Raw genomic sequence first — 26835 nt, 5'->3', positions numbered from 1 at the left:
GATCGGCGAAGAGGTGAGGCACATGGCCAAGCTCCGCATGGGCGAAGGAATTCTCCGTCGCAAACCCATCGAACACATCGAGGAGACGGAGGTCACCGAGGGGGCGCGGCTCGACCGGTCGCTCGGGCTGCTGCAGCTGACCGCGATCGGCGTGGGCGGCATCATCGGCGCGGGCATCTTCACCCTGGCCGGCACGGTCGCCAACGAGACGGCGGGGCCGGCGGTGCTGGTCTCGTTCCTGATCGCCGGTGTGGCGAGCGCCTGCGCGGCGCTCTCGTACGCCGAGTTCGCCGGGCTGATCCCCAAGGCGGGGTCGGCGTACACGTACGGCTACGCGGTGCTCGGCGAGTTCGCGGGCTGGTTCATCGGCTGGGACCTGCTGCTCGAGTACACGGCGATCGTGGCGGTGGTGGCGATCGGCATCTCGGGCTACTTCAGTTTCCTGGTCGAGCAGATGGGCGCGAACCTGCCGCACTGGATGCTCGGCGCCCCCGGGACCGGCGCCGGGCATCGCGTCGACCTGTTCGCCGCCGTGCTGTGTCTTCTGATCGCCTACCTGCTCAACCAGGGCATCCGCAGCGCGGCCCGCTTCGAGACGTTCGTGGTCGTCCTGAAGGTGCTGGTGGTGCTGCTGGTGGTCGGTGTCGGCGTGTTCCACATCACCACGGCCAACTACCACCCGTTCTTCCCGTTCGGTGTCACCGGGGCGTTCACGGGCGCGGCCACCGTGTTCTTCGCCGTCTTCGGGTACGACGCGATGTCGACGGCGGCGGAGGAGTCGAAGGACGCGCAACGGCACATGCCGAAGGCGATCATCTACTCGCTGGCTATCTCTATGGTGCTGTACGTGGCGGCCTGTCTGGTCCTGACGGGCATGCAGAACTACAAGGACATCGACCCGGAGAGCGGCTTCTCGACGGCGTTCAAGTCGGTGGGGCTGAGCGGGCTCGCGGACGTGATCGCGGTGGGCGCGATCATCGGCATCCTCACGGTGATGTTCACGTTCATGCTCGGTGTCACCCGGGTCTGGTTCTCGATGTCCCGGGACGGCCTGCTGCCCGCCTGGTTCGCGAAGACGCACCCGACGCGGCACGTACCGACCCGGGTGACCTGGATCGTCGGGGTGGCCTCCGCCCTGCTCGCCGGGTTCGTGCCGATCGGCGAGGCGGCCGAGCTCACCAACATCGGCATCCTGCTGGCGTTCGTGGTGGTGTGCGTGGCGGTGATCGTGCTGCGCTACCGGCAGCCGGACCTGCCGCGCGGCTTCCGTACGCCGTGGATGCCGTTCGTGCCCGCGCTGGGTGTGCTCTTCTCGCTCTGGCTGATCACCTTCCTGAAGTGGCAGACCTGGGTGCGGTTCGCGGTCTGGTTCGTGGTCGGGTGCGTGATCTACTTCGGCTACTCGTACAAGAGGTCACGGCTGGCCGGGCGTTAGGCCCTGTCGTCACATTCCCGCCTGCCCCGCGACGCCATGCACGCTCCCCCAGCCTCCGGCCGGGGGGACCCCACTCGCCGCACCGGGCCCAGACCCAAGTGGACCCCCAGAGCACGCACCTGACGCCGCAGGGCCGCCCTACGGGCGACGACAGGAATGTGACGACAGGGCCTAGAGCGACCGGAGGAAGTCGAGCAGGAGGGCGTTGAACTCCTGCGGTTTCTCCAGGTTGGGATAGTGGTCGGCGCCCTCGACGACTTCGGCGCGGCCGTCGGGGACCTCGCGGGCCAGGCGCTCGGCGGCGGCGAGCAGGTCGGCGGGTTCGAGGCCGCCGTTGATCGTGAGCACCGGGACGTCGATCTTCGGTACCCGGGGCCAGGAGCCGGTGACGGGCACGAGCCGGTCCGGTTCGTCGGGCGTGTGCTTGGAGAGGGTGCCCAGGGCCAGTTCCCGCAGCCTGCGCGGGATCTCCGGGTCCACGTCGGCCAGGGTGCGGTGCTCGCCGGCCACGACGCGGACGAAGGCGTCGAGCCAGCCGTCGATGTCACCGGCGGCCAGGGTGCGGGCGTACTCGGCCTGGAGGCCGGTGTGCCAGGGGTCCGTGTACCGGAAATCGCCGGTGGCGGCCCCGCAGGTGACCACCGCGCGGACCAGCTCCGGGTGTTCCAGCACGGTGTCGGTGGCGATCACCCCGCCCATCGAGACGCCGACCAGGACGGCGGGCCCCGCGTCGAGGTGGCGCAGCAGCTCCGCGAGGTCGTCGGCCCAGCGGAACGGCCTGCTCGCGTTGGCGGAGAAGCCGTGACCGCGCACGTCCGGTGCGACGACCCGGTACTCGGCGGCGAGCGCCGGGACCTGCCGGTACCAGAAGCGGTGGTCGACGAACCCGGAGTGGAGCAGCACCACCGGGTCGCCGGAGCCGGTGTCGAGGTAGGCGAGGTCGCCGTCGGAGGACGGGAAGAAGCGGACGTCCGCAATATCGTTCATGACAACCAAGGTGTCATCATCGCGGGATTTTGACAACTGGGTTGTCATGTCGATCGGGGTGCATCATGGCCGGGTGAACGACATCGACAAGCCCCTCGCCCCCGACGAGCTGGGCGAGCGCATCACCGAGGTGTTCGATCTGATCGGCCCGCTGTACCGGCGCGCCTTCCGCAAGCTCGAACAGGGCGAGGGGATCGAGGGGGCCTCCGTCGGGGTGCGCTCGGTGCTGGACCTGCTGCGCCGGTACGGACCCATGACGGTGCCCCAGATGGGCCGGATCATGGCGCTGAGCCGGCAGTTCGTGCAGCGCATGGTGAACGACGCGGCGGCCCGCGGCTGGGCCGAGGTCACGCCCAACCCGGCGCACCAGCGCTCCTCGCTGATCCGCCTCACGGAGGAGGGCCGGGCGACCATCACCGCGGTCCTCGCCCGCGAGCACGCCCTGAACCGGCAGGTCGGCGGCGATCTGACCGGCGCCGAGATCACGGCGTGCGTACGCGTGCTCAAGCAGCTGCTGGCGGCCTTCGACCACGTCGACGTGGAGTGACGGGCACCGCCGCGCGCCGCTACTCCCCCATGACCAGCCCGTCCTTGGCGGCCCCGCGGCTGAGCACCACGTCCCGGATGGCGTCCCGGGCGGCGGTGTAGTCGGCACCCCTGGCGATGGCCGCGTCGAGGTCGACGACCCGGCCGGCGTCGAGGTCGTACAGCTGCGGGATGAACTCCGCCCTGGCCACCTCCCAGCGCCCGCCCGGCCGGGCGGGCGGGGTGAAGGTGAAGCGGGCGATGGTGGACTCGTTGCCGCGCGGGTCCGGCCGGCCCTGGCTGTTGCTGAGCTCACCGGCGAGCTGGTCGCCGAGGCTGTAGACGACCCAGGTGCCGTTGACCTTCTCGTAGGCCTGCGGGATGTGGGCGTGGGTGCCGAGGATGAGGTCGATGTCGGGGCGGCCGCCGGTCCGCGCCGCGGTGAGCCGGCCGGCGAGGGCGAGCTGCTGTTCGTCGGGGGCGTCCTGCCCGTCGGTGCCCCAGTGCACGGAGACCACGACCACGTCGGCGCCGGCCCGCCGGGCGGCGCGGGCGTCGGCGAGGATGCGGTTCTCGTCCAGGAGGCCGACCGCCCAGGGCTGGCCGGGCGGCAGCTCGTTGCCGTTGACGTCGTAGGTGTAGGAGAGCTGGGCGACCTTGGCACGGCCGGCCTTCAGCAGGGTGAGCGTGCCGGCCTCGGCCTCGGTGCGGGCGGTGCCGGCGTGCCGCAGGCCCACCTGGTCCATGACGTCGAGGGTGCGGCGGACACCGGCGGCGCCGTCGTCCAGGGCGCGGTCGGAGGCGGTGGAGCAGCCGTCGTACCCCGCGGCGGCGAGGCCCTGGAGGAGCTGCGGCGGGGAGGTCAGGCCGGTGGGGCCGCCGTCGGCGGCGGTGACCGTCGCCAGGTGGCAGAGCGCCAGATCGGCGCGGGAGACCACCGGCGCCACCCCGGCGAGCATCGGGCGGAAGTCGTAGCCGCTGGTGCCCGCGTCGAAGTTCGCGTGCTCGATCGCGGACTTCTGCGGCATGACGTCACCGGAGGCGACGAGGGTGAACGCCCCGGCGGCGGCGGTGGGAGCAGGCCGGCCCGAGGGCGTCGCCCGCTCCTGCCGTTCGTGGTTCGTGCAGGCGGCCGCGGTGGCGAGGAGGGCGGTCAGGGCCAGGGCCGCCTGGCGTCTGCGATTGATCATCAGGAGCACCCCAGAGTCGCAAGCCTTGTCCTATTTACAGATCAATGGGTACGAAGGTGGGCGGAGCCCCAAACAACTCAGGCGCCCCGATTGACCCATCCGGGTCGGGTACGGGGGGGGCGAGGGACCGTTCGTCGCACCGTTCGCCGACGCGATCGACCGTCCGTCGCAGATCCCGGTGCGCCCCCTGTCCCGGGGCCCGGCCCTGCGATGCCATACGGCCATGACGGCCGGAACCACCCTTCCCCACGGGCTTCCCGACGGGCGGCACGCCGGGACGACGACCGCCGAGCACGAGCTCGCCGCGCTCCAGCGCGAGCACGGCCGCCCCCTCTTCGCGCTGCTGCTGCGGCTCAGCGACGGGGACCGGCAGCGCGCCGAGGACCTGGTCCAGGAGACCCTGGTACGCGCCTGGCAGCACCCCGAGGCGCTGCGCGCCGACGAGTTCGACTCCGTGCTGCCCTGGCTGCTCACCGTCGGCCGACGGCTCGCCATCGACGCGCGCCGGGCGCGACAGGCCCGGCCGCCCGAGGTGCACGACGCCGTCCTGGAGAACACCCGGGCGGTCGGCGACCACGCCGACCGCGCGGTCGCGACGCTGGACGTCCGCGAGGCTGTGAAGACTCTCACTCCGGAACACCGTGACGTCCTGGTGCTGGTGTATTTCCAGGGGGCGAGTGTGGCGGAGGCCGCCCAGGCGCTCGGGATCCCGCCCGGTACCGTGAAGTCGCGGGCGTACTACGCGCTGCGCGCCCTGCGCCGGGTCCTTCCCGGTTACGCACCCGACCTGCGCTGAAACCGCAAGCCAGGCAAAGCCTTCGCAAAGCGCCTTGCTGCGGACCGTGTTTGAGCAATCAGCTGTCTTCATCCGTGTTCCGCACTGGGAGAGGGACGGACCCGGGGTCGGGGCCACGCGCGCACCGGAGGAAGGCAGGACGGGATGCTGCACAGAGGTCAAGAGAGCACGGGCGGGGCCGGTAGCGGGGAACTGGCGGTCCCGATGGCCTGGTTGTACGCCGAGTACATCGCCGACGAGCTGCTGCGCACCGGCGATCTCATGCCACCGACGTCCTTCGAGTTCAGAGCCGGCCGTGACGCGCTGGCGCTGACCATCTTCCTCTCCGACACGGACGGCGAACTGTCGGGCATCCGGGTCGTGTCCCAGTTGGAGACCTGGCTTTCGCTCACGGCGTACGACCAGCCGTGGCAGGAGTGGGTTCGCGCACGCATGGCCGCGGTGGCCGCCGAGTCGGCCCGGTCGGGCGGTCCGGCACCGGACCTGGAGCTGGCCGCGGCCGCCTGGCGCTGGCTGGAGGAGACGGAGCTGCTCGCGCCAGACCTGGACGCGGTGCCGGGCGGCGGTTCCGTGCTCGGCGAGGACGACGGACCGAAGGTGTGGACCGCCGCCTGGCGGCTCGGTCTGCCCCTCGGACACCTCGCCATCCATCTTTTTTGATTCAGGACCAATCCGCGGGCCCGGCCGCTCCGAATCCGTTGGTTACGATTCTGTACGTGCCTTGAGTGAATCCTCTGCCGACTGCGTACGGGTGGGAGCAAGGAGCAACGAGTAACCCCACCCCACCCTTCGGCACGAGGATTCGGCATGAGGTCCCTGGAAAGGCATCGCGACGTCGGCGCGTACGCGCTCGGCGTGCTGGACGAGGCGGAGGCCTTCCGCTTCGAGGACCACCTCATGGAGTGCGCCCGCTGCGCGGCCCACGTGACAGAGTTCGGCCCCGCCGCACGGCAGCTGATGCTCTACCGCAGGGCCACGCCGCGCTTCGTGCACCCCATGGCCCAGCCCGGTCCCCGGTTGCTGGACAAACTGCTCGCCGAGGTCGCCACCCGGCACCGCGCCAAGCGCCGCAGGCTGCTGTACGGCCTCGCCGCCTCGGTGGTGTTCGCGGTCGCGGGCCCCGGCATCATGGCCTACGCGGGGCACGAGACCGTCCCGACCGTGCAGGTCGCCGCCACCACCGACGCGCAGTCGGGCGTGTGGGCGCAGGTGAAGGAGGCGGACACGGACTCGGGCACCGAGGTCGAGCTGAAGGTGAAGGACGCGAACGGGCCGCGCTCCTGCCGCCTGATCGCCGTGGGCAACGACGGCTCCGAGCAGATCGTCACCACCTGGGCGGAACGGGACCACGACGGCCGCGTGAGCACCATGGCGGGCGGCTCCTCGATGCACCCCGACGAGATCGACCACTACGAGGTGCGCAGCGCGGACGGACACCGCCTCGTGACCGTCGACCCCAAATGACCGCCGGTCACTTGATCAGCCGGGACAGCCTGCGGTCCGCGAGCGGCTTGCCGCCCGTCTGGCAGGTCGGGCAGTACTGCAGCGAGGAGTCGCTGAAGGAGACCTCGCGGATGGTGTCGCCGCACACCGGGCAGGGCTCGCCGGTCCGGCCGTGGACACGCAGCCCGCTCTTCTTCTCCGCCTTGAGCCGGCCCGCCGCCAGGCCGTGGGAGCGCTCCACCGCCTCGCCGAGGGTGCCGCGCAGCGCCTCGTAGAGGCCGTGGACCTCCTCCGGTGTCAGGGACGCGGCCAGCTTGAACGGTGACATCCGCGCCGCGTGCAGGATCTCGTCACTGTAGGCGTTGCCCACCCCGGCGATCAGGCTCTGGTCGCGCAGGGCGCCCTTGAGCTGCCGCCGCTCGCCCGTGAGCAGGGCGGCGAGCCGGGCCTCGTCGAAGCCGTCGGCGAGCGGGTCGGGGCCGAGCCGGGCGATGCCGGGAACCTCCCGCGGGTCGCGGACGATGTACACGGCGAGCTTCTTCTGGGTGCCGGCCTCGGTGAGGTCGAAGCCCGCACCGGTCTCCAGGGCCACCCGCAGGGCGAGGGGGCCCTTGCCGGGCCGGGGCGGCCCGTCCGGGAGCCGGTCCTTCCACTGGAGCCAGCCCGCGCGGGCCAGGTGGGTGACGAACCGCAGGCCGCCGTCGCCCTCGATGTCCAGGAACTTGCCGTGCCGGCGCACGGCGACGACCTCGCTGCCCTCGAAGGCGCCGACGGGCGGGTCGTACGTCTTCAGGACGCTGACGGCGACCGGCAGCACGCGGATGACCTCGTGGCCGATCAGGTTCTCGGTCAGGAAGTCCCTGAGCGCTTCCACCTCGGGCAGTTCGGGCATGTGTCCAGAGTGCCACCCGGGGCCGACGGGGTCAGGCCGCGTCCGTCCTCTTCGGCTTCGGCATCCGGAACTCGCACCACACCGCCTTGCCGCCGCCCCGTGCCTCCACGCCCCAGGCGTCGGTCATCATGTCGACCAGCAGCAGCCCGCGCCCGGACACGCCGTTCTCGCCCGCCTCACGGCGGCGCGGCAGGGCGCTGGAGGAGTCCTCGACCTCGACGCGCAGCCGGCGTTCGCTGCCGCCGAGGACCCTGAGGGTGACGATCGCGGAGCCCTCGGTGTGCATCAGGGCGTTCGTGATCAGCTCGTCGGCGACGAGTTCGATCTCGTCGGCGCGGTCCTCGGCGCCCCAGGCCCGGACGGCTGCGCGGATCATGTGCCGGGCCAGGCTGAGCGCCTCGGGGTCACCGGAGGCCACGTGCTGCTGGAGGCGGCCGACGGCCTGGGTGCTGTCCTGGCCGCGGCGGCGCAGCAGGAGCAGGGCCACGTCGTCGTCGCCGCCGCGCTCCTCGGCGATCTCGATCAGCCGGTCGGCGAGCTCCCGTACGTCCCCGGGTCCGGCGGCGACCTGCTCGGACAGGGCCCGCATCCCGTCGCCGAGGTCGGTGCCGGGCGTCTCGACGAGCCCGTCGGTGCACAGCAGGAGGGTCTCGCCGGGATCCAGCTCCAGGGTGGACACCGGGTACTCCAGGCTCCCGAACTCGGCGGACAGGCCGAGCGGCAGCCCGCCCTCGACGGGCACCCGGCGGCAGCCGCCGTCGGCGCCGCGGACCAGCGGGTCGATGTGCCCGGCGCGGACCACCTGGACGACGCCGGTGGCGAGGTCGGCCTCGGCGTACAGGCAGGTGGCGAAGCGGTCGGTGTCCAGTTCGTCCAGGAAGACCGAGGCGCGGGCCATCACGGTGGCCGGGGCGTGCCCCTCGGCGGCGTAGGCGCGCAGCACGATGCGCAGCTGGCCCATGACGGCCGCGGCGTGCGTGTCGTGGCCCTGGACGTCGCCGATGACCGCGCCGACCCGCCCCCCGGGCAGCGGAATCAGGTCGTACCAGTCGCCGCCGATGTCCCGGCCCAGGGAGCCGCCCGCGCTCGCCGAGCGGTAGCGGACCGCGACGTCGGCGCCGCGCACGCTCGGAATGGTGCGCGGCAGCATCGCCTGCTGGAGACCCTGGGCGAGGTCCTTCTCCTGCTCGTAGAGCATGGCCCGCTGGAGGCTCTGCGCGATGCTGCTGCCGAGGGCGACCAGGACGGCTCGTTCCTCGTCGGAGAAGCCGTGCCGGTCGTTGTAGAGCAGGCCCATGGCGCCGATCGGGCGGGCCTGGGCGATCAGCGGCAGGTAGGCGGCCGAGGTGATGCGCAGGCCGGTGATGTGCGGCCACAGGATCGGGTAGCTCGCGGCGAAGTCCTCGGCCGACTCGATGAAGCGCGGGGTGAGGGTGCGCACCACCTCGCTCATCGGGTAGGGCTCCTCCACGCGGGTGATCCGGGTGCCGGGCACGAAGCTGCCCACCGGCCCCTCCGCCACCAGCCGGATCCGGCCGGCCTCCACCAGGCCCATCACCAGGCTGGTCGCGCCCAGGTTGGGGATGCGGGCGTCCTTGAGGGCGTCGATGACGTCCTGGACGCTGCGGGCGTGCGCGAGCGCGGCGGTGATGACCTGGACGACGTTGCTCTGCTGCCGCAGCGCCTCGTCCTGGGCGGCGCGCGGACTGTGCGCCTCGCTGTCCTCCAGTTCCCGGGTGGCGTCCCGGACGACGCCCACGACCCGGCGCGGGCGGCCCGTCCCGTCGCGCCGGATGTAGCCCTGGGTGTGGGTCCAGCGCAGCGTGCCGTCGCGGCGGCGGATCCGGAAGTACGCCCCGTAGTTCTCGCTGCCGTCCTTGATGGCCTGGGACACCACCGCGTCCAGGCGGCTGCCCTCCGACAGGGGCACCCGCACCCCGAGGCCCTCGGGACGACCGTCGTACTCCTCGGGGAGCAGGTCGAACACCTCGTACGCCTGGGCGTCCAGGTGGAACAGACCGGCGTCCAGGTCCCAGTCGAAGGTGCCCAGGCCGTTGAGTGCCAGGATCGGGTGGTCCGGGTGGGCGGGCCAGTCGTCCGGGAGTGACGGAGCGCTCGCTCCCCGATCAGCCATGGGGCCACCATGCCAGGGGAACCCAGGACGGGCAATTCATCCCTATTGTCTTCTTCACTCGCCCGGGTTACACAAGCGCGGACGCGAGGTACACAGGGTGACGGGCCCCTTCCCGACACGGGGCACAGGCAGGAGCGCACGGCCGTGGACTGGTTCACCGCACCCGGGTACTGGCTGAGCCGGCTGGTCTTCCAGCGGGCCCTGGCCGGCGTGTACCTCTTCGCGTTCCTGACGGCGGCGCTCCAGTTCCGGGCCCTGCTCGGCGAACGCGGGATGCTGCCGATCCCGAGGTTCGTGGCGCGGGTCCCCTTCCGGCGCGCACCGAGCCTCTTCCACCTGCGGTACTCGGACCGCCTCTTCGCGGGCTGCGCCTGGACGGGCTGTGCGGTGGCGGTGGCGCTGCTGGCGGGCGCCGACTCCGAACTCCCGCTCTGGGCCGGGATGCTGCTGTGGCTGGTGCCCTGGGCGCTGTACCTGTCGATCGTGAACGTCGGCCAGACGTGGTACGCGTTCGGCTGGGAGTCACTGCTCCTGGAGGTCGGCTTCCTGGCCGTGTTCCTCGGCAACGACGAGGTGGCCCCGCCGGTCGTGGTCCTCTTCCTGCTGCGCTGGGTCCTGTTCCGGGTGGAGTTCGGGGCGGGCCTGATCAAGATGCGCGGGGACGCCTGCTGGCGCAAGCTGACCTGTCTGCACTACCACCACGAGACCCAGCCGATGCCGGGTCCGCTGAGCTGGTTCTTCCACCACCTGCCGGGACCGGTGCACAAGGCGGAGGTGGCCGCGAACCACGTCACCCAACTGGTCGTCCCCTTCCTGCTGTTCACCCCGCAGCCGATCGCGACGGCCGCCGCGTCCCTGATGATCCTCACCCAGCTGTGGCTGGTGGCGTCCGGCAACTTCTCCTGGCTGAACTGGATCACCGTCGTCGTGGCCCTGTCGGCGCTGCGGCTGCCCACGGAGCGCACGACCGCTCCCCCGGCCCCGCTCTGGTTCGAGGTCGTCGTCCTCGCCGTGACCGCGCTCATCCTGTTCCTGAGCCACCGTCCCGTGGTGAACATGGTCTCCCGCCGCCAGGTCATGAACCGGTCCTTCGACCCGCTCCACCTGGTCAACACCTACGGCGCCTTCGGCAGCGTCAGCCGGATCCGGTACGAGGTGGTGGTGGAGGGCACCCGGGACGGCACCCCGCGCGAGGACTCCGACTGGCGGGAGTACGAGTTCAAGGGCAAGCCGGGCGATCCCCGGCACTGGCCGCGCCAGTTCGCGCCCTACCACCTCCGCCTGGACTGGCTGATGTGGTTCGCCGCCCTGTCCCCCGCCTACGCCGGCGACTGGTTCGGCGGCCTGGTGGAACGCCTCCTGGAGGAGGACCGCGACACCCTGCGGCTGCTGCGCCGCTCCCCGTTCCCGCCCGGCGAACCCCCGCGCTTCGTCCGGGCCCGTCTCTTCCGCTACCGCTACACGACCTGGCGGGAGCTGCGGGAGACGGGCGCGTGCTGGGAACGCACCCATGTACGGGAGTTCATGCCACCGACCCGCCTGGCGGGGACGGCACGACGGCCGTAGCCTCCCCCGCGGCCGGTCGGTTCACAGGCCGTACACGCGGGTGGCGGTGGTTTCGAAGACGGCGGTGTGTGCGGCCGGGGGGATCAGCCGGCGTGCGGCGTCGAGGACCTCGGCGTAGCTCCCGGCCAGGGTGCACACCGGCCAGTCCGAACCGGCCATCAGCCGGTCCGGGCCGAAGGCGTCCAGCACGGTCTCGGCGTACGGGCGCAGGTCGTCCAGGGTCCAGGAGGCGGGGTCGACCTCGGTGACCATGCCGGAGAGCTTGCAGACGGTGTTGGGCAGGGCGGCGAGGGCGCGTACCGCGGTGGCCCACGGTTCCGTGGTGCCCGCGGCGATGGGGGGTTTGCCCAGGTGGTCGAGGACGAAGGTGAGCCGCGGGTGCGACCGCGCGGCCTCGGCGGCGGCCGGGAGCTGGTGGGGCAGCACCACGAGGTCGTAGACGAGGCCCGCGTCGGCGACGGCGGCGAGTCCCCGGTGGACGTCGGGGCGCAGCAGCCACCGCGGGTCGGGCTCGCCCTGGACCTGGTGGCGGACACCCTTCAGGTGGCGACCGCCGGGGAGCTCGCGGAGGCGGGCGAGTTCGTCGGCGACGTCCGGGCGGGTCAGGTCGGTCCAGCCGACGACTCCGGCGACCAGGTCGTGGGTGTCGGCGAGGACCAGGAACTCGGGGGTCTCCTCGGGCACGGTGACCGTCTGGACGAGGACGGTGCGGGTGACGCCCGCCGCGCGCGCCTCGGGTTCGAGGTCCGCGACCGTGAAGTTCCGCCTGAGCGGCTGGAGTTCGGGCCCGGTGAGCCAGTCCTGGTCCCGTACCGAGAGGTCCCAGACGTGGTGGTGGGCGTCGACGGTCACGGCAGCTCCCACACGACGGGCAGGCCGGCCTGCGCACCCGCCTCGGAGTAGTCGTGGACGACGTCGAGGAGTTCGGCCATCCGGGCCTGCCAGGCGAGGTTGACCGGCAGCTTCTCCAGTTCGGCGAGGAGGCGGCCGTAGTCGGCGCGGTCCAGGACGTGGAAGAGGTCGGTGCGGCTGCGCCAGATCGTCCAGGAGGTGGCACCGGCGGCGCGGATGGCGTCGGTGAGTTCGATGGGGACCTCGCGGTGGGCGGCCTCGTAGTCGGCGACGCGGTCGGGGCGGACCTTGGTGTGCAGGGCGATCCTCATGGCCGTTCCTCGGTGGGTACGGGAGCGTCGGGGGGCAGCAGCCCGGTGTCGCGCAGCTCCTGCCAGAAGGCGGCCGGGACCGGCGCGGCGAACTGCCCCGCCGCGTCCGCGACCTCGGCCGCCGAGCGGGCGCCGACCAGGACGCTCGCCACGGCCGGGTGGGCGGCGCAGAAGGCGAGGGCGGCGGCCCGCAGGGTGGTGCCGTGCCGTTCCGCGAGTGCCTTGAGACGCAGGGCGCGGGACAGCAGGTCGTCCGGCGCCTGGGCGTAGTCGTAGGTCGCGTCCGGTTTCGGGTCGGCCAGCAGACCGGAGTTGAAGGCGCCGCCGATCACCACGGAGGTACCGCGCCGCGCGGCGGCCGGCAGCAGGTCGGCGAGGGCGCTCTGGTCGAGGAGGGTGTAGCGGCCGGCGCACAGCACCACGTCGACGTCGGTGTCGCGGACGAACCGGGTGAGCATCGCCGTCTGGTTCATGCCCGCGCCGATCGCGCCCACGACCCCTTCGGAGCGGAGTCGCTCCAGTGCCGGGTAGCCCTCGTGGAAGGCCTGTTCGGCGTGGTCGTCGGGGTCGTGGAGGTAGACGACGTCGACCCGGTCGAGGCCGAGCCGGTCCAGGCTCGCCTCCAGGGTGCGGCGGATGCCGTCGCCGGTGAAGTCCCAGACCCGGCGGTGGGTGTCGGGGACGGCGAAGCCCTGCGCGAGGTCGTCGCCGGTGCCGGCGGCCGGTTCCAGTCGGCGGCCGACCTTGGTGGACAGCGTGTAGGAGTCCCGGTCGTACCCGTGCAGCGCCTCTCCCAGGCGCCGTTCGGACAGGCCGAGGCCGTAGTGCGGGGCGGTGTCGAAGTAGCGGATGCCCCGCTGCCAGGCGGCGGCGACCGTGTCGTGCGCCTGCTGGTCGGGGACTTCGGTGTAGAGGTTGCCGATCACGGCGGCGCCGAGGCCGAGGGGGCTGACCCGGACGCCGCTTCGGCCGAGGGTGCTCACTGTCCCGCCGGGCGGAGCCGCAGGCCCTGCAATCCGCCGTCGACTGCCAGGGAGGTGCCGGTGGTGGCGCCGGACAGGGGACTCGCCAGGTAGGCGATCGCGCCGGCGACCTCGGCGGCGGAGACCAGGCGGCCGGAGGGCTGGCGGGCCTCCAGCGCGGCGCGTTCGGCGGCCGGGTCGGGAGCCCTGTCCAGGAGACGGCCGATCCACGGGGTGTCCGCCGTACCGGGGTTGACGCAGTTGACGCGCACGCCGTCGCGGACGTGGTCGGCGGCCATGGCCAGGGTGAGGGAGTACACCGCGCCCTTGGTGGCGCTGTACAGGGCGCGTTGGGGCAGCCCGGCGGTGGCGGCGATGGAGCAGGTGTTGACGACGGCCGCGTGCCGTGAGCGGCGCAGGTGCGGGAGGGCGGCGCGGGTGGTGCGGACCATGCCGAGGACGTTGACGTCGAAGACGCGGTGCCACTCGTCGTCGTCGTTGTCCTCGACGGTGCCCTGGGCGCCGATCCCCGCGTTGTTGACCAGGACGTCGAGTCCGCCGAGGGCCTCGACGGCGCTCGTCACGGCCGCGCGCACGGAGGTGTCGTCGGTGACGTCGGCCTGGAAGCCGAGCAGCGGCTTCTCGACGGCGGACGGGTCGAGGTCGAGGACGGCGACCTGGGCGCCGCGCTCGGCGAGGAGTTCGGCGGTGGCCCGCCCGATCCCGGAGGCGCCGCCGGTGACCAGGGCCTTCAGGCCCGCGAAGTCGGTCATGCCGCCTGTCCTTTCTGGGTCTGCGCGTCGGCGGCCCAGAAGGTGCCGCCGGGATAGGTGTACACCGCGACGGACTCCGGTCGCAGGGCGGCCGAGAAGCCCGGTGCGGTGGGTGCCGTGTAGTGACCCTCCCGGATCACCACCGGATCGAGGAAGTGGTCGTGCAGGTGGTCGACGTACTCGATGACCCGGTCCTCGGTGGTGCCGGAGACCGCGAGGTAGTCGAACATCGAGAGGTGCTGGACGAGTTCGCACAGTCCGACGCCGCCCGCGTGCGGGCAGACCGGGACGCCGAACTTGGCGGCGAGCAGCAGGACGGCGAGGTTCTCGTTGACGCCGCCGACCCGGGCCGCGTCGATCTGGACGACGTCGAGGGCGCCGGCCTGGAGCAGCTGCTTGAAGACGATCCGGTTCTGGACGTGTTCGCCGGTGGCGACCCGGATCGGGGCGACGGCCCGGCGGACGGCCGCGTGGCCGAGGATGTCGTCGGGGCTGGTGGGCTCCTCGATCCAGTACGGGTCGAACTCGGCGAGGGCCTTGGTCCAGCGGATCGCCTCGTCGACGTCCCAGCGCTGGTTGGCGTCGACGGCCATCCGGATGTCCGGCCCCACGACCGCGCGGGCGACCCGGCAGCGGCGGATGTCGTCGGCGAGGTCGGCGCCGACCTTCAGCTTGATCTGGCGGAAGCCGTCGGCGACCGCCTGGGCGGCGAGCCGGCTGAGCTTCTCGTCGTCGTAGCCGAGCCAGCCGGCCGAGGTGGTGTAGGCGGGGAAGCCGCGCTCCAGGAGTCGGGCCCGGCGCTCACCGGCGCCCTCGCGGCCCCGGCGCAGGATGGCGAGGGCCTCCTCGGGGGTCAGGACGTCGGTGAGGTAGCGGAAGTCGATCTGGCGGACGATCCACTCCGGTTCGGCGTCGGCGAGGAGGTGCCACAGCGGTTTCCCGGCGCGGCGGGCGGCGAGGTCCCACACGGCGTTGATCACCGCGCCGATCGCCATGTGCATCACGCCCTTCTCGGGTCCGAGCCAGCGCAGCTGGCTGTCGCCGATCAGGTCCCGGTAGAGGGCCGAGGGGTCGTCGCAGATCTCGTCGACGGAGCGGCCGAGCACATGGTTCCGCAGCGCGTCGATCGCGGCGACCTGGACGTCGTTTCCCCGCCCGATGGTGAAGGTGAACCCGTGTCCCTCGTGCCCGTCGGCGGCGTCGGTGCGCAGCACGACATAGGCCGCCGAGTAGTCGGGGTCCGGGTTCATCGCGTCGGATCCGTCGAGCTCGCGCGAGGTGGGGAAACGGATGTCGTGGGTGTCGACCGCGATGACGCGGGCGGGACTCGCGGACACGGGTTGCCTTTCGGTCAGGGGAGGGGCGGGGCGCGGGCCGGTCAGTCCTGGGCCCGTCCCGTGGTGACACGGGCGATCATGAGGGCGACGAGGATGATGCCGCCGTAGATCGCCTGGATCCAGAACGACGGCACCTGCGCCAGGGTGAGCAGGTTCTGTACGACACCCAGCAGGAGGACGCCGGTCAGGGCGCCGAACATGGTGCCCTTGCCGCCGTCCAGGCTGATGCCGCCGATCACCGCCGCGGCGAACACCGTGAAGATCATGTTGTTGCCCTGGTTGGCGCTGATCGCGCCCACGTACCCGGTCTGCATGATGCCGCCGACGGAGGCGAGGACCCCCGCGACCACGAACACCCCGAGCATCACCCGGTCGACGCGGATGCCTGCGGCGCGCGCCGCGTCGGCGTTGCCGCCGATGGCGTACAGGGCGCGCCCGACACGGTGGTACTTCAGGACGAGTCCGGTGACCGCGAAGGCGACCGCGGCCAGCCACACCGAGAGCGGGACGTTCAGGAAGGTGGTGGTGGCCAGGGTGAAGAAGCTGTCGGGCATCCCGAACAGGGTCTTGCCCTTGGTGGCGCCGACCAGCACACCGCGCAGCACGATCAGCATCGCGAGCGTCACGATGAAGGCGTTCAGCTTGAACTTCACGACCAGGATGCCGTTGAAGGCGCCGACCGCGGCACCGACGGCCAGGATCGCCACCATGGCGAGCGCGGCGGGGAACCCGGTGCCCCAGCCGGACTCCGCGGACGGCAGCACCAGCAGCGCGCCGACCGCGGGCGCGATACCGACGACCGATTCCAGGGAGAGGTCGAACTTGCCGGTGATCAGGACCAGCGACTCGGCGAGCACGACCATCGCGAGGGCCGCGGAGGCGCCGAGGATGGAGATCAGGTTGCGTTCGGTGAGGAACGAGTCGTTGACCACCGCGCCGAGCACCATGAGCAGCAGCAGGGCGGGGACGAGGGCGAGTTCACGGGCGCGGCGCAGGATGACGGTGCGGGCCGCGCGCGGGTCCGGGGAGCGCACCGGGGTGAGCGGCGGGGCCTTGGTCTCAGCCATGGTCCACTCCTTCGGACGGGGAGTCAGCTCCCGGGGGCATGGAGTCCACTCCTTCTATGGAGGCGATCAGCTCGTGGTCGTGCCAGCCGGCCGGGTGCTCGGCGACGATCCGGCCGTGGAAGAGGACGAGGACACGGTCGCAGCGGCGCAGGTCGTCGAGTTCGTCGGAGACGACCAGCACGGCGGTGCCGTCCTCGCGGGCGCCGTCCACGCGGGCCAGCAGGGACTCCTTGGACTTCACGTCGACGCCCGCGGTGGGGTTGACGAGGACCAGGAGCCGGGGGTCGGAGGCCAGGGCGCGGGCCATGACGACCTTCTGCGCGTTGCCTCCGGACAGGTCGGAGACGGGCTGGTCGGGGCCCTCGGCGTGGATGTCGAGGCGTTCGATGAGCCCGGTGGCGAAGCCGCGCTTGCGGTCGGTGCCGACGAAACCGCCGCGGCCGAGCCGGTCGAGCACGGTCATGGTGGCGTTGTCGCCGATGCTCATCCCGGCGACCAGGCCCTGGTCGTGCCGGTCGCGGGGCACGAAGCCGACCCCGGCCCCGAGCGTGGCGCGCACGTCACCGAACGGCAGCGGCCGCTCCGCCACCCGGGCGGTGCCGCCGGTCGGGGTGCGCAGCCCCGCGATGGTCTCGGCGAGCTCGATCTTGCCGCTCCCGCTGGTGCCGGCGAGTCCGACGACCTCCCCGCTGCGGACGGTGAGGTCGATGCCGTCGTACGACTCGGAGCTGAGTCCCCGCGCGCTGAGCACCACGGGTGCCCCGGCGGGCACCGCGTCCCGGGCCCGCTGGTCCTGCCGGGTGACGGCCTCCCCCGCCATCGCCTCCACCAGGGCGGCCCTGGGCAGGTCGGCGACGGGGGCGGTGATGATCCAGCGGGCGTCGCGGAGCACGGTGACGGTCTGGCAGACCTCGTACACCTCCTGGAGGTGGTGCGAGATGAACAGGAAGGTCACGCCGGAGTCCTGGAGTGCCCGCATCCGGCCGAACAGCCGCTCGATCTCGCGGTTGTCGAGCTGGGCGGTCGGCTCGTCCAGCACGATGAACCGGGCTCCGAAGCTGAGCGCCCGGGCGATCTCGACCATCTGGCGGTCCTCGACCTTGAGGTCGGCGGTGCGGGCCTCCGGGTCGACCCGGACGTCCCAGGTGTCGAGGAGCGCCGCGGCCTCGTGGTGCAGCCGTCGCCAGCTGATGAATCCCCGCCGCAGGGGCTGCCGGTTGATGAAGAGGTTCTCGGCGACCGTCAGCTCGGGGACGACGGTGGGCTTCTGGTAGACGCAGGCGACCTTGCGCCGCCACGCGTCCCGGTCGGCCGGCGGGGGCGCGGGTTCGCCGTCGAAGCGGACCGTGCCCTCGTCCGGGACCTGGAGCCCGGTGAGGACGCTGACCAGGGTGGACTTGCCGGCGCCGTTGCGGCCGACGAGGGCGTGGGACTCGCCGGGCAGCACGGTGAGCCGGCCGTCGGCGAGCGCGACGGTGGGGCCGTACCGCTTGACGATGTCCCGAGCCTCAACAAGTGGCGTGATCATTTGACCGTGTTGCCCCACAGCTTCGGGTCGTCCACGTTGTCCTTGGTGACCAGGGGCGCGGGCAACTGGTCCTCCAGGATGCCGTTCGGCAGCTTGACGATCGTGGAGTCGTGGTCGGTCGGGCCCGGCGCGAACGTCTTCCCCTGCATCGCCGCCTTGATGTAGTACATGCCGTACTTGGCGTAGGCGTCGGCGGGCTGGGAGACGGTGGCGTCGATCTGGCCCTTGCGGATGGCGTCGAACTCCTGCGGGATGCCGTCGTTGGAGACGATCACTATGTGCCCGCTCTGCCCGGCGGTCCTGAGCATGCCCTTGGCCTTCAGGGTCTGCAGGGTGGGCGCGAGGTAGACGCCGCCGGCCTGCAGGTAGATGCCCTTGATGTCGGGGTTGGCGTTGAGCAGGGTGCCCAGTTGGGAGGCGGCCGTGTCGGACTCCCACTTGGCCGGGATCTCCAGGACCCTGAGCTTCGGGTACTTCTTCTTCACGCAGGAGCGGAACGCCTCGGAGCGGTCCCGGCCGTTGACCGAGGCGAGGTCGCCCATGATCTGTACGACCTTGCCGCTGGTCACGTGCTGCCCGAGGTAGTCGCAGGCCTTGGTGCCGTAGGCGACGTTGTCGGCGCGCACCACCATGGCGACCTTGCCCTTGTCGGGCGCCACGTCCACGGCGACCACCGGTACGCCCTTGCGCTCGGCCTGGTCCAGGCCGGCCTCGATGGCGGCGCTGTCCAGCGGGGCGACGACCAGGCCCTTCACGCCCTGGTTCAGTTCGTTGTTGATGTCGGTGATCTGCTGCGAGGGGTCGCTGTTGGAGTTGACCGTCTTCAGCGCCTCGACCCCCTCGGACTTCGCCATCTTGGGCACGTAGTCGTTGTACGACTGCCAGAACGGCGAGGTCAGCAGGGGCAGGACCACCCCCACCTTGCCGGTGCCGCCGCCCTGGGCGCTGTCGCTGCCGGTGTCCTTGGTGCTGCCGCACGCGGCGAGCGCGAGCGAGGCACCGACGGCCAGCGCCGTCGCGCCGATGATCCGGGACCGGTTCCGCTTCCTCAGTGTTCTGCCGTGCATCGGGCAGCTCCTCATCGAGCGTGTTCGAGCAGATGACCGCATACTTATCAGACCACTCGACGGTTTCAACACCCGTCAGACGCGATTTTCCCGCCGTACGGGCAATAGTGGTCGGACCACCTGGCTGGTTAGACTTCGGCGCACCGGCAACAGGAGGAGCGGTGTGGACGAGACGGCGCCCCAGAAGGGCACGGTGACGCAGCGCGCCATCGAGCGCATCAAGGCGATGATCGCGGAGGGCCGTCTGGAGCCCGGCCAACGGCTGCCCACGGAGCGGGATCTCGCCGCCCAGCTGGGCATGTCCCGCAGCTCCATGCGCGAGGCGATCCGGGCCTTGACGGTGCTGGGCGTCCTGGAGGCCCGGCACGGTTCCGGCATCTACGTCACCCAGCTGGAGGCGGGTGACCTCCTGGAGACGTTCGGGGTGGTCGCCGACCTGTCCCGCGGGCCGCGGCTGGTGGAACTCCTGGAGGTGCGGCGGGTCCTGGAGTCGACGGCCACGGCGCTGGCCGCGGCGCGGATCACGGCCGATCAGCTGGCCGAGGTGGAGGAGCACCTGGCGGCGATGAACGCGACGGACGATCCCGAGGAGATCCTCGCGCACGATCTCGCGTTCCACCAGGTGATCGCGGGAGCCGCGGGGAACGGGACGATGGCCGCCATCCTGGAGGGGCTGTCGTCGCGGACGTTCCGGGCCCGGGTGTGGCGGGGTTACGAGGAGGAGGGGGCGTTCGCGCGGACACGGCGGGAGCACGCCGCCATCCACCGGGCCCTCGCCGCCCGGGATCCGGAGGCGGCGAGGGCCGCGGCGGCCGCTCATGTGGGGGAGGTGGAGGAGTGGCTGCGCGCGCAGGTGGGGAGTTAGTCCGCCGGGTCGCGGGTGTGGGGCCAGTGGACTCGACGTGGAGGCCGGGGGGCGGCAGAGTGCCGTTTCACACCGACGAACAAGCCCCTTTCCGCACCCCTGGGAGTGCCCGTGACCAACTGGGTCGGCCGGAGCGCCGCCGAGATCGCCGCCGCCGTACGGGAGAAGCGGGTCACCCCCAGGCAGGTGGTGGCCGGGCACCTGGAGCGGATCGCACGGCTCGACGGACGGATCGGCGCCTTCCGGAAGGTCCGGGCGGACGCGGCGCTCGCCGAGGCGGACGAGGTCGCGGCCCGTGCCGGCCTCGCCGAACTCCCGCTCGCCGGGGTGCCGTTGGCCGTCAAGGACAATCTGGCGGTGTGCGGCGAGGCCCACCGTGACGGTTCGGCGGCGACACCGGACACGCCCGCCGAGGCCGACCATGTCACCGTGGCCCGGCTGCGGGCGGCGGGCGCCGTGGTGGTGGGTCTGACGCACGTGCCCGAGCTGTGTGTGTTCGGCACGACCGAGGGGGCCCACGGCAGCACCCGCAACCCGTGGGACACCACCCGCAGCGCCGGCGGCTCCTCGGGCGGCAGCGCCGCCGCGGTCGCCGCGGGGCTGGTGCCGGTCGCCGTGGGGAACGACGGCATGGGCTCGCTGCGCATCCCGGCGGCCAACTGCGGCCTGGTCACCATCAAGCCGGGGTTCGGGGTGGTACCCGCCGGGATCGGCCACGGCGACTGGTTCGGCATGTCGGAGAACGGGCCGCTGGCGACCACGGTCGAGGACGCTCGGCTGATGCTCTCTGTGCTGGCGGGGCAGGAGTTCGCGGGCACCGGTGAGCGGCCGCCGCTGAGGGTCGCGGTCTCGCGGCGCAGTCCGCTGGCCGGGGTGACGGTGAGCAGGTCGTACACGAACGCGGTGGCCGAGGCGGCGGGGCTGCTGGCGGGCGTCGGGCACCGGGTGCGGCGCGCCGAGCCGCCGTACCCGGCGTCCCTCGGGGTCACCGCGCTGCGGTACTGGACCGCGGGCACGGCCGTGGACGCGGCGGACCTGGACCCCGCGCTGCTGGCGCGGCGGACCCGGGTGCACGCCGCGATAGGCCGCCGCTTCCTGCGCGGGGTGCGGGTGAGCGACTCCCGCGACCGGCTGCGCGCCCGCCTCGCCCCGTTCTTCGCCGAGTACGACCTGCTGCTCACCCCGGCGCTGGCCCGCCGCTCCCCCGCGGCGGCGCCGTGGCACGAGCGGGGCTGGTTCCGCAACGTCCTGGCCGACACCCACCACTCGCCGTTCACCCCGGCCTGGAACCTCACCGGCTGGCCGGCGCTGACGGTCCCGTTAGGCACCCTGCCCTCGGGCACCCCGTGCGCCGTTCAGCTGGTGGGGCGGCCGGGTTCGGAGGCGGTCCTGCTGGACGTGGCCGGGCAGTTGGAGACGCTCCGGCCGTGGCGGCGGACGGCGCCGCTCGGCTGACCGCCGACCGGTTCAGAGGGCGCGGTACATGATGTGCAGGCCCACAGGTCCGTGGACGGGGTGGTCGTAGGCCCGCGGGACCGTGCCGAGGATCGTGAAGCCGAGGGAGGTCCACAGGGCGACGGCGGGGTTGGTCTCGACGACGGCGTTGAAGACCATGGACCGGTAGCCGTGCGCCCGGGCCTCGGCGAGGACGTGCTCGGCGAGGGCGCGGCCGATGCCCTGGCCGCCGCGGTCGGGGTCGACCATGAAACCCGCGTTGGCCACCCGGGCCGCGGGCCCTCCGTAGTTGGGTGTGAGATAGGCGGAGCCGACGACGGTGCCGGCGGGGTCCTCGGCCACGTAGACACGTTTCGCCGGGCTCATCCACAGGGCGCGGGCCGCTGCCTCCGAGGTGTCGGGGTCCCAGCCGTACGTCTCGGCGGCGGCGACGATCCGGTGCCAGAAGGGCCAGATGCCCGGCCAGTCGGCCGCGGTGGCTTCTCTGATCAGCATGGGCGTGAGTCTCGCACGCCCACGCGCGTCGGCGATCGCGAGAGGACCGACCGTCCGGTCAGTCCACGCTGGGCAGGATGTGGGGCTCGGCGAGGTCCTCTTCGTAACCCGCGAGGCGGATCGGGGCGGACCGGGCCCACACGTCGAGGCTGCCGAGCTGCCCTGACCGGCTGCCCGCCCCCTCGGCGCCGTCCGTGGGGCGCTGCTCGCGATTCGTCTTCTCCGGTGTCACCGCGCACTCCTTATGTGTCGGTCACCCTCGGGGCGTACCGGACAGTCTGCGTTCCGGTGCTCGACGCCCGCTCGGGTCTGGGTGGAAGGCCAGTCGGACGCGGTGGCGCCGGTAACTCACAGGAGAGCAGGCCGTTGTCCACCGGCTCGCCCCGGGACGGACCATGGGTGTGGGTGGGACCCCTTGCTGCTTGTCCGTCCCCTACAGGTTAACCAAATGAGCACGGGTCCGCTCGATAGGGAGTGCAAACAAGTTGTAACTATCGCGAGTCACTCCGTACTCCGACGGCCTGGATAAGAACCTGTTCGTAACATAATGCCGTGTTTGCGAGGAGGCACCTCTGCCCGCGCGGGCCGCGCAGTTCAGGTTGCGTTGGCCGGGTCGAAAACTCGGCCTGGTCCGATGGCACAGGACAACGGCTGTCTCGCGGAAGGACTGACGCATGGAGCTGCGCAGCGTCGAGGAGCTGATGGATCTGCTGTACGCCTGCCGGCACCAGCGCGCACTGCGCGCCGCGGCGCTGCTGCGCCGCGTCCGCCCCGCGGACAAGGAACTCCAGGTGGCGGGCCTGGTGCACGGGATCGGGGAACTGCTGGGTTCCGCCGACGCCGCCGCCCACGCGGTACGGGACCTGCTCGGGGAGCGCGTCCACCACCTGGTGCGCGGGGACGGCGCCGCCGCCGACGAGGACGCGCTGCGGCTGCGCCAGGCCGACGAGGAGAGCCGCACCGCCGGCTTCGACGCGGGCGTCCTGGAGGACTGGCGAACCGTCCTGGAACTGGTCTCCGCCCGCAACTCCCGCCTGGGGGCTGTCGACTGACGCTCCGTCATGAGACGGTACGGCGATGACGTCATCGCACGGACCGGCGCGCGGAGAGTCGTACGGGTTCAGGGGCAGGGCGGCCGTCGTCACCGGTGGCACGCGCGGGATCGGGCGCGCGGTCGCGGAGGCCTTCGCGGCGGCCGGGGCGCTGGTGTGCGTGAGCGCCCGCGACCCGGACGAGGTCCGGCGTACGGCCGCGGAGCTGGGCGGTGTCGGCCTGCCCGGCAACGTGGCCGACCCGGAGCACGCCCGGGAGCTGACCCGGCTGGCGCTCGCGGAGTTCGGGCGGCTGGACGTGCTGGTCAACAACGCGGCCACCAACCGGCCTTACGGACCGCTCATGCACGCCGACCTCGGCATGTGGCGGGACGCGTTCACGGTGAACGTCGAGGCCCCGCTGCGGCTGACCCAGTGCGCCTGGCGGGGGTGGATGCGGGAGCACGGCGGCGCGGTGGTCAACATCTGCACGGAGGGCGCGGCGCACGTGGGGCCGGACGTGGGGGCGTACGGCACCAGCAAGGCGGCGCTGCTCCACCTCACCCAGCAGCTCGCCGGGGAACTGGCGCCCCGGGTGCGGGTGAACTCGGTGTCGCCGGGGCTGGTGCGCACGGAGATGGCGCGGTTCATGTGGGAGCCGCGGGAGCGGGAGATCGCGACGGGGCTGCCGATGGGCAGGATCGGCGAGCCGCAGGACGTGGCGCGGGCCGTGCTGTGGCTGGCGTCGGACGCCGCGGAGTGGGTGACCGGGGCCGACGTGGTCGTGGACGGCGGCACCAGGGTCCGCGCGGCCCGCCCGGCCGGCTGACGACCGTACGAGCCGAGATCGGGTCGGTGCCGCGGCTGCCCCCGTCATGTTTTCCCCGGTACTGCAGGAGGGCCGCCGGCCTCCGGGCCCGGCACGGGTCACCACTTGCCGGGTGCGTAGTCCTTCAGGAAGACCCCGTACACGTCCTCGCCCTCCTCGCCGCGCACGATCGGGTCGTAGACCCGGGCCGCGCCGTCGACCAGGTCGAGCGGTGCGTGGAAGCCCTCCTCGGCCAGCCGCAGCTTGTCGAAGTGCGGGCGTTCGTCGGTGATCCAACCGGTGTCGACGGAGGTCATGAGGATGCCGTCGGACTCGAACATCTCCGCCGCGCTGGTCCGGGTGACCATGTTCATGGCCGCCTTGGCCGCGTTGGTGTTCGGGTGCCCGGCGCCCTTGTAGCCACGGCCGAAGACGCCCTCCATCGCGGAGACGTTGACGACGTACGACCGGCCGCGCGCCGCCTTCTTCGCGGCGTCGGCCATGGCCGGGCGCAGCGCGCTGATCAGGATGAACGGCGAGGTGTAGTTGCAGAGCTGGGTCTCCAGGAGCTCCACCGGGGAGATCTGGTCGATGGTCTGCACCCAGGTGTTGGTCTCGACGACGTCCGGGACGAGACCGCCCGCGTCGATGGCGGTGCCGTCGAGGTGCCGGGCGACGCTGGCGTTGCCCGCGACGAGCGCGAGGTCGGCGACCTTCTGTGCGTCGAGGCCGCTGGTGCCGACCGGGAGCGCGGCGATGCCGTCCACGGCGCCCGAGTTGAAGGCGCCGATGACGTGGTGGGCGGGGAGTTCGCCGGCGGGCAGCGGGGCGCTCTCGCCCTCGACCAGGGCCGCGTACGCGGAGGGCAGCCGGCGTACGGTCTGGGTCGCGTTGTTGATCAGGATGTCCAGCGGGCCCGCCGCGGTGACCTGCTCCGCGAGGGCCACGGCCTGGGCGGGGTCGCGCAGGTCGATGCCGACGACCTCCAGGCGGTGCAGCCAGTCCGCGGAGTCCTCCATCGCCTTGAAGCGGCGGATGGCGTCCTTCGGGAAGCGGGTGGTGATCGTGGTGTGCGCGCCGTCGCGCAGCAGCCGCAGCGCGATGTACATGCCGATCTTGGCGCGGCCGCCGGTGAGCAGGGCACGCTTGCCGGTCAGGTCGGCGCGGGCGTCGCGCTTGGTGCGGTTCAGGACCGCGCAGTCCGGACAGAGCTGGTGGTAGAAGTAGTCGACCTCGACGTAGCGGGTCTTGCAGGTGTAGCAGGAGCGCGGGCGCTGGAGTATCCCGGCCACCCGGCCCTCGTCGGTCCGCGAGGACGGCAGCAGGCCCTCGGTCTCGTCGTCGATGCGCTGGGCGGAGCCGGTCGCGGTGGCCTCGGTGACCGCCTTGTCGTGGGCGGTCTTGGCGGCCCGCCGCTCCTGGCGCCGGCGCTGCTTGACCGTGCGGTAGACGCCGGCCGTGGCCCGGCGCACCGCGATGGCGTCCGGGTGGTCGACCTCCAGCCTGTCCAGCTCCTCCAGGACGCTGAGGCAGACGGCGAGCCGCTCGGGGTCGATACCGGGACCGTGGACGATCGCGTCCACCACGTCCACCGCGTCCTCGGCCGCCGGGCCGTCCTGTGTCACCGTCATCGCGCCGCCGCTTCCCTGATCCACCAGCGGCGCGCCACCCGCGCCCGCTTTCGAACAGGGAATTTTACGGAGCACCGGCCCGAAGGACCAAACCCGCCCGGCCCCGGCGCCCGAGCGCCCCCGCGCGGGCCGCGGAGGTCGCTCGGTATCCCGTATCCGCCCGCGGCACCGCTCGGCACCGCCGTCCCGCGCGAGGGCGCAGGCCGGGCTCCCTCAGCGGTCGCACACCTCCATCAGGGAGTCCACCTCGTCGGTCACCGCGCGGGCGAGCACGTCGAGGTCGGGGACGGCCGCCGCGTCGGCCACCAGGCCGTAGTGGACCTGGTTGCGGTAGGTGGAGACGGCGACGGCGAGGGACTGGCCGGGCGCGAGCGGGGCCAGCGGGTAGACGGCGGTGAGCGGGTGGCCGCCCAGGCGCAGCCCGAGGCCGGGCAGCGGCACGCTGGTGACCAGGATGTCGAACCACAGCCGGGCGGCCTGGCCGACGAGCGGCCCGCCGAGCCGGTGCCCGAGCGCCGGCACGTGGTCGGCGAGCAGGGCGACGGCACCGGCGCCCCGGTTGGGGCCGGCGTCCTTGTTGCGGACCATCGCCGTGCGGACGCGGTCGAGGCGGGCGAGCGGGTCGGGGTTGTCGACCGGAAGCCGTATCAGGTACCCGGACAGCCGGTTGCCCTGGGGGGTGGCGCTGCGCGGACGGCGCCTGGAGACGGGGATCAGGGCCCGCGGAGCGACGCCCACGGTGCCGTCGCCCCGCTCCTCCAGCCAGCGGCGCAGCGCCCCGGCGACGACGGCGATGAGCACGTCGTTGACGGTGCCGCCGACCGCCTTGCGGACGCGGTGCACGTCGTCGATGTCGAGGTCGACCCCGGCGATGCTGCGGGTGCCGGTGGGTTCGGACCGCAGCGCGGTGGACGAGCTCACACCGAGCGCGGACAGGGCGACGGAGGCGCCGATGTCCAGGGCCCGGCCCACGTCCGAGAGGGCGCCGCGCACCAGCTCGGGCATCCGGCGCACGTCGGGCAGGGCCAGCATCGGACGGGGGGCCTCGATCGGCCGGGGGGAGCGCTCGGGCAGGTCGAGCGGGTCCATGACACCGGCGGCCAGTTTGAGGGCGCGCAGCCCGTCGGCGAGGGCGTGGTGGAACTTGAACAGCACCGCGAAGGACACACCGTCCTCGCCGGGCAGCACATGCGCCTCCCACGGCGGCCTGCCGCGCTCCAGCGGACGTTCCATCAGCCGGCCCGCGACCGCCTGGAAGTCGCCGGTGGGGGCGTGCAGCCGGACGTGGTCGAGGGGGTCGAAGTCCGGGTCGGTCTCGCGGGCGGCGCCGCCGAAGGCCAGCGGCTGCCAGACGTCCCTGATGCGCATGCGCAGGCCGGGCACGGCGGCGGCACGGGCCGCGAGCAGGTCGGCGGCGTGCGCACCGGCCGTCGGCGAGTGCGCCGAGAACACGCCGAGCGCGCCGAGGTGCATCGGGTGCCGGTCGGACTCGATGTTCCAGAAAGCCAGATCGAGAGGGGCGAGCAGGTCAGTCGCAGTCATCAAAGAGACGCCTCGCGTCGACGGAGGGTGGATCAGCAGTCAAACGCCGACACCTGATTACGGTCAAGTACGATCACGCTACGCTCAGTTAACAGCAGATTAAGTCCCGCCTCCACCGAAAGAGGCGGGAGTCAAGGGACCGC

At 72.4% G+C, this 26835-nt stretch carries 26 protein-coding genes; 10 read left to right on the top strand and 16 right to left on the bottom strand.

Annotated elements, in window-relative coordinates; translation table 11 throughout:
- Window positions 1-22 precede the first annotated feature (22 nt).
- Window positions 23-1435, top strand: coding sequence for an amino acid permease (locus ACZ3KP_RS01665; RefSeq protein WP_467495503.1), 1413 nt, complete (start codon window positions 23-25; stop codon window positions 1433-1435).
- Window positions 1436-1606: 171 nt separating this feature from the next.
- On the opposite strand, the gene ACZ3KP_RS01660 is transcribed toward ACZ3KP_RS01665, so the two are convergent.
- The gene (locus tag ACZ3KP_RS01660) at window positions 1607-2422 is read right to left on the bottom strand and encodes an alpha/beta fold hydrolase (RefSeq protein ID WP_467495501.1); all 816 of its coding nucleotides are present in this window, start codon (window positions 2420-2422) and stop codon (window positions 1607-1609) included.
- Window positions 2423-2495: 73 nt separating this feature from the next.
- Between ACZ3KP_RS01660 and ACZ3KP_RS01655 the strand changes: the two genes are divergently transcribed.
- The gene (locus ACZ3KP_RS01655) at window positions 2496-2969 is read left to right on the top strand and encodes a MarR family winged helix-turn-helix transcriptional regulator (protein WP_467495499.1); all 474 of its coding nucleotides are present in this window, start codon (window positions 2496-2498) and stop codon (window positions 2967-2969) included.
- Between the two features lie 19 nt (window positions 2970-2988).
- Here the strand turns inward: ACZ3KP_RS01655 and ACZ3KP_RS01650 are convergent, their stop codons facing one another.
- Complete coding sequence (locus ACZ3KP_RS01650) at window positions 2989-4137, bottom strand: CapA family protein (RefSeq protein WP_467495497.1); 1149 nt, start codon at window positions 4135-4137, stop codon at window positions 2989-2991.
- Between the two features lie 223 nt (window positions 4138-4360).
- Here ACZ3KP_RS01650 and ACZ3KP_RS01645 point away from each other — a divergent pair, with 223 nt between their 5' ends.
- The 3 genes from ACZ3KP_RS01645 (at window position 4361) to ACZ3KP_RS01635 (ending at window position 6397) form a co-directional block, all read left to right on the top strand.
- The gene (locus ACZ3KP_RS01645; RefSeq protein WP_358982990.1) at window positions 4361-4933 is read left to right on the top strand and encodes a sigma-70 family RNA polymerase sigma factor; all 573 of its coding nucleotides are present in this window, start codon (window positions 4361-4363) and stop codon (window positions 4931-4933) included.
- 144 nt (window positions 4934-5077) lie between these two features.
- Window positions 5078-5593 (top strand): hypothetical protein, encoded by a 516-nt coding sequence (locus ACZ3KP_RS01640; protein ID WP_467495494.1) that lies wholly within the window; start codon window positions 5078-5080, stop codon window positions 5591-5593.
- 147 nt (window positions 5594-5740) lie between these two features.
- A complete protein-coding gene (locus ACZ3KP_RS01635) occupies window positions 5741-6397 on the top strand; it encodes a zf-HC2 domain-containing protein (RefSeq protein ID WP_467495492.1) in 657 nt (218 codons plus the stop codon).
- A gap of 7 nt (window positions 6398-6404) precedes the next feature.
- On the opposite strand, the gene ACZ3KP_RS01630 is transcribed toward ACZ3KP_RS01635, so the two are convergent.
- Both ACZ3KP_RS01630 and ACZ3KP_RS01625 read right to left on the bottom strand, forming a co-directional pair.
- Window positions 6405-7268, bottom strand: coding sequence for an Fpg/Nei family DNA glycosylase (locus tag ACZ3KP_RS01630; RefSeq protein WP_467495490.1), 864 nt, complete (start codon window positions 7266-7268; stop codon window positions 6405-6407).
- Window positions 7269-7299: 31 nt separating this feature from the next.
- Window positions 7300-9402, bottom strand: a complete 2103-nt coding sequence (locus tag ACZ3KP_RS01625; RefSeq protein ID WP_467495488.1) for a SpoIIE family protein phosphatase — start codon at window positions 9400-9402, stop codon at window positions 7300-7302.
- Between the two features lie 144 nt (window positions 9403-9546).
- Here ACZ3KP_RS01625 and ACZ3KP_RS01620 point away from each other — a divergent pair, with 144 nt between their 5' ends.
- Window positions 9547-10968: a lipase maturation factor family protein gene (locus tag ACZ3KP_RS01620; protein ID WP_467495486.1), complete on the top strand. Its 1422-nt coding sequence runs from the start codon at window positions 9547-9549 to the stop codon at window positions 10966-10968.
- 21 nt (window positions 10969-10989) lie between these two features.
- On the opposite strand, the gene ACZ3KP_RS01615 is transcribed toward ACZ3KP_RS01620, so the two are convergent.
- Genes ACZ3KP_RS01615 through ACZ3KP_RS01580 form a run of 8 tightly spaced genes read right to left on the bottom strand, consistent with a single transcriptional unit; the run spans window position 10990 to window position 18865 of the window.
- On the bottom strand, window positions 10990-11820 hold the full coding sequence (locus tag ACZ3KP_RS01615) for an amidohydrolase family protein (RefSeq protein ID WP_467495484.1): 831 nt from the start codon (window positions 11818-11820) through the stop codon (window positions 10990-10992).
- Window positions 11817-12131 (bottom strand): L-rhamnose mutarotase, encoded by a 315-nt coding sequence (locus ACZ3KP_RS01610; protein ID WP_467495482.1) that lies wholly within the window; start codon window positions 12129-12131, stop codon window positions 11817-11819. Before ACZ3KP_RS01610 ends, ACZ3KP_RS01615 begins: the two co-directional genes overlap by 4 nt.
- Window positions 12128-13114, bottom strand: coding sequence for an aldo/keto reductase (locus tag ACZ3KP_RS01605; RefSeq protein WP_467495480.1), 987 nt, complete (start codon window positions 13112-13114; stop codon window positions 12128-12130). The genes ACZ3KP_RS01610 and ACZ3KP_RS01605 overlap by 4 nt, the downstream gene beginning before the upstream one ends.
- Window positions 13111-13866: an SDR family NAD(P)-dependent oxidoreductase gene (locus tag ACZ3KP_RS01600; RefSeq protein ID WP_467495478.1), complete on the bottom strand. Its 756-nt coding sequence runs from the start codon at window positions 13864-13866 to the stop codon at window positions 13111-13113. The genes ACZ3KP_RS01605 and ACZ3KP_RS01600 overlap by 4 nt, the downstream gene beginning before the upstream one ends.
- Entirely contained in the window at window positions 13863-15203 is a 1341-nt protein-coding gene (locus ACZ3KP_RS01595) for an L-fuconate dehydratase (protein ID WP_467495476.1), read from the bottom strand. The genes ACZ3KP_RS01600 and ACZ3KP_RS01595 overlap by 4 nt, the downstream gene beginning before the upstream one ends.
- Before the next feature lie 41 nt (window positions 15204-15244).
- Complete coding sequence (locus ACZ3KP_RS01590) at window positions 15245-16270, bottom strand: ABC transporter permease (RefSeq protein ID WP_467495474.1); 1026 nt, start codon at window positions 16268-16270, stop codon at window positions 15245-15247.
- On the bottom strand, window positions 16263-17798 hold the full coding sequence (locus tag ACZ3KP_RS01585; protein ID WP_467495472.1) for a sugar ABC transporter ATP-binding protein: 1536 nt from the start codon (window positions 17796-17798) through the stop codon (window positions 16263-16265). Before ACZ3KP_RS01585 ends, ACZ3KP_RS01590 begins: the two co-directional genes overlap by 8 nt.
- Entirely contained in the window at window positions 17795-18865 is a 1071-nt protein-coding gene (locus ACZ3KP_RS01580; RefSeq protein ID WP_358982973.1) for a sugar ABC transporter substrate-binding protein, read from the bottom strand. The genes ACZ3KP_RS01585 and ACZ3KP_RS01580 overlap by 4 nt, the downstream gene beginning before the upstream one ends.
- Window positions 18866-19028: 163 nt before the next feature.
- On the opposite strand from ACZ3KP_RS01580, the gene ACZ3KP_RS01575 reads away from it, so the two are divergent.
- Together ACZ3KP_RS01575 and ACZ3KP_RS01570 are read left to right on the top strand one after the other, a co-directional pair.
- Entirely contained in the window at window positions 19029-19730 is a 702-nt protein-coding gene (locus tag ACZ3KP_RS01575; RefSeq protein WP_467495470.1) for a FadR/GntR family transcriptional regulator, read from the top strand.
- A 111-nt stretch (window positions 19731-19841) separates the two neighbouring features.
- A complete protein-coding gene (locus tag ACZ3KP_RS01570) occupies window positions 19842-21185 on the top strand; it encodes an amidase (protein WP_467495468.1) in 1344 nt (447 codons plus the stop codon).
- A 12-nt stretch (window positions 21186-21197) separates the two neighbouring features.
- On the opposite strand, the gene ACZ3KP_RS01565 is transcribed toward ACZ3KP_RS01570, so the two are convergent.
- Window positions 21198-21680 carry a GNAT family N-acetyltransferase gene (locus ACZ3KP_RS01565; RefSeq protein ID WP_467495466.1) on the bottom strand — a complete coding sequence of 161 codons (483 nt, stop codon included), beginning with the start codon at window positions 21678-21680 and terminating at the stop codon, window positions 21198-21200.
- Window positions 21681-21738: 58 nt separating this feature from the next.
- Complete coding sequence (locus ACZ3KP_RS01560) at window positions 21739-21912, bottom strand: hypothetical protein (RefSeq protein WP_467495464.1); 174 nt, start codon at window positions 21910-21912, stop codon at window positions 21739-21741.
- 442 nt (window positions 21913-22354) lie between these two features.
- Here ACZ3KP_RS01560 and ACZ3KP_RS01555 point away from each other — a divergent pair, with 442 nt between their 5' ends.
- Together ACZ3KP_RS01555 and ACZ3KP_RS01550 are read left to right on the top strand one after the other, a co-directional pair.
- Window positions 22355-22732 (top strand): hypothetical protein, encoded by a 378-nt coding sequence (locus ACZ3KP_RS01555; RefSeq protein ID WP_467495462.1) that lies wholly within the window; start codon window positions 22355-22357, stop codon window positions 22730-22732.
- Between the two features lie 25 nt (window positions 22733-22757).
- Complete coding sequence (locus tag ACZ3KP_RS01550; RefSeq protein WP_467495460.1) at window positions 22758-23540, top strand: SDR family oxidoreductase; 783 nt, start codon at window positions 22758-22760, stop codon at window positions 23538-23540.
- Between the two features lie 98 nt (window positions 23541-23638).
- Here the strand turns inward: ACZ3KP_RS01550 and ACZ3KP_RS01545 are convergent, their stop codons facing one another.
- Together ACZ3KP_RS01545 and ACZ3KP_RS01540 are read right to left on the bottom strand one after the other, a co-directional pair.
- A complete protein-coding gene (locus ACZ3KP_RS01545; RefSeq protein ID WP_467495458.1) occupies window positions 23639-25150 on the bottom strand; it encodes an SDR family NAD(P)-dependent oxidoreductase in 1512 nt (503 codons plus the stop codon).
- 213 nt (window positions 25151-25363) lie between these two features.
- Window positions 25364-26692 (bottom strand): wax ester/triacylglycerol synthase family O-acyltransferase, encoded by a 1329-nt coding sequence (locus ACZ3KP_RS01540; protein ID WP_467495456.1) that lies wholly within the window; start codon window positions 26690-26692, stop codon window positions 25364-25366.
- Window positions 26693-26835: the final 143 nt, after the last annotated feature.

The sequence above is a fragment of the Streptomyces sp. NPDC020958 genome, assembly GCF_055562175.1.
This window is presented reverse-complemented; position numbering and strand designations above follow the sequence as displayed.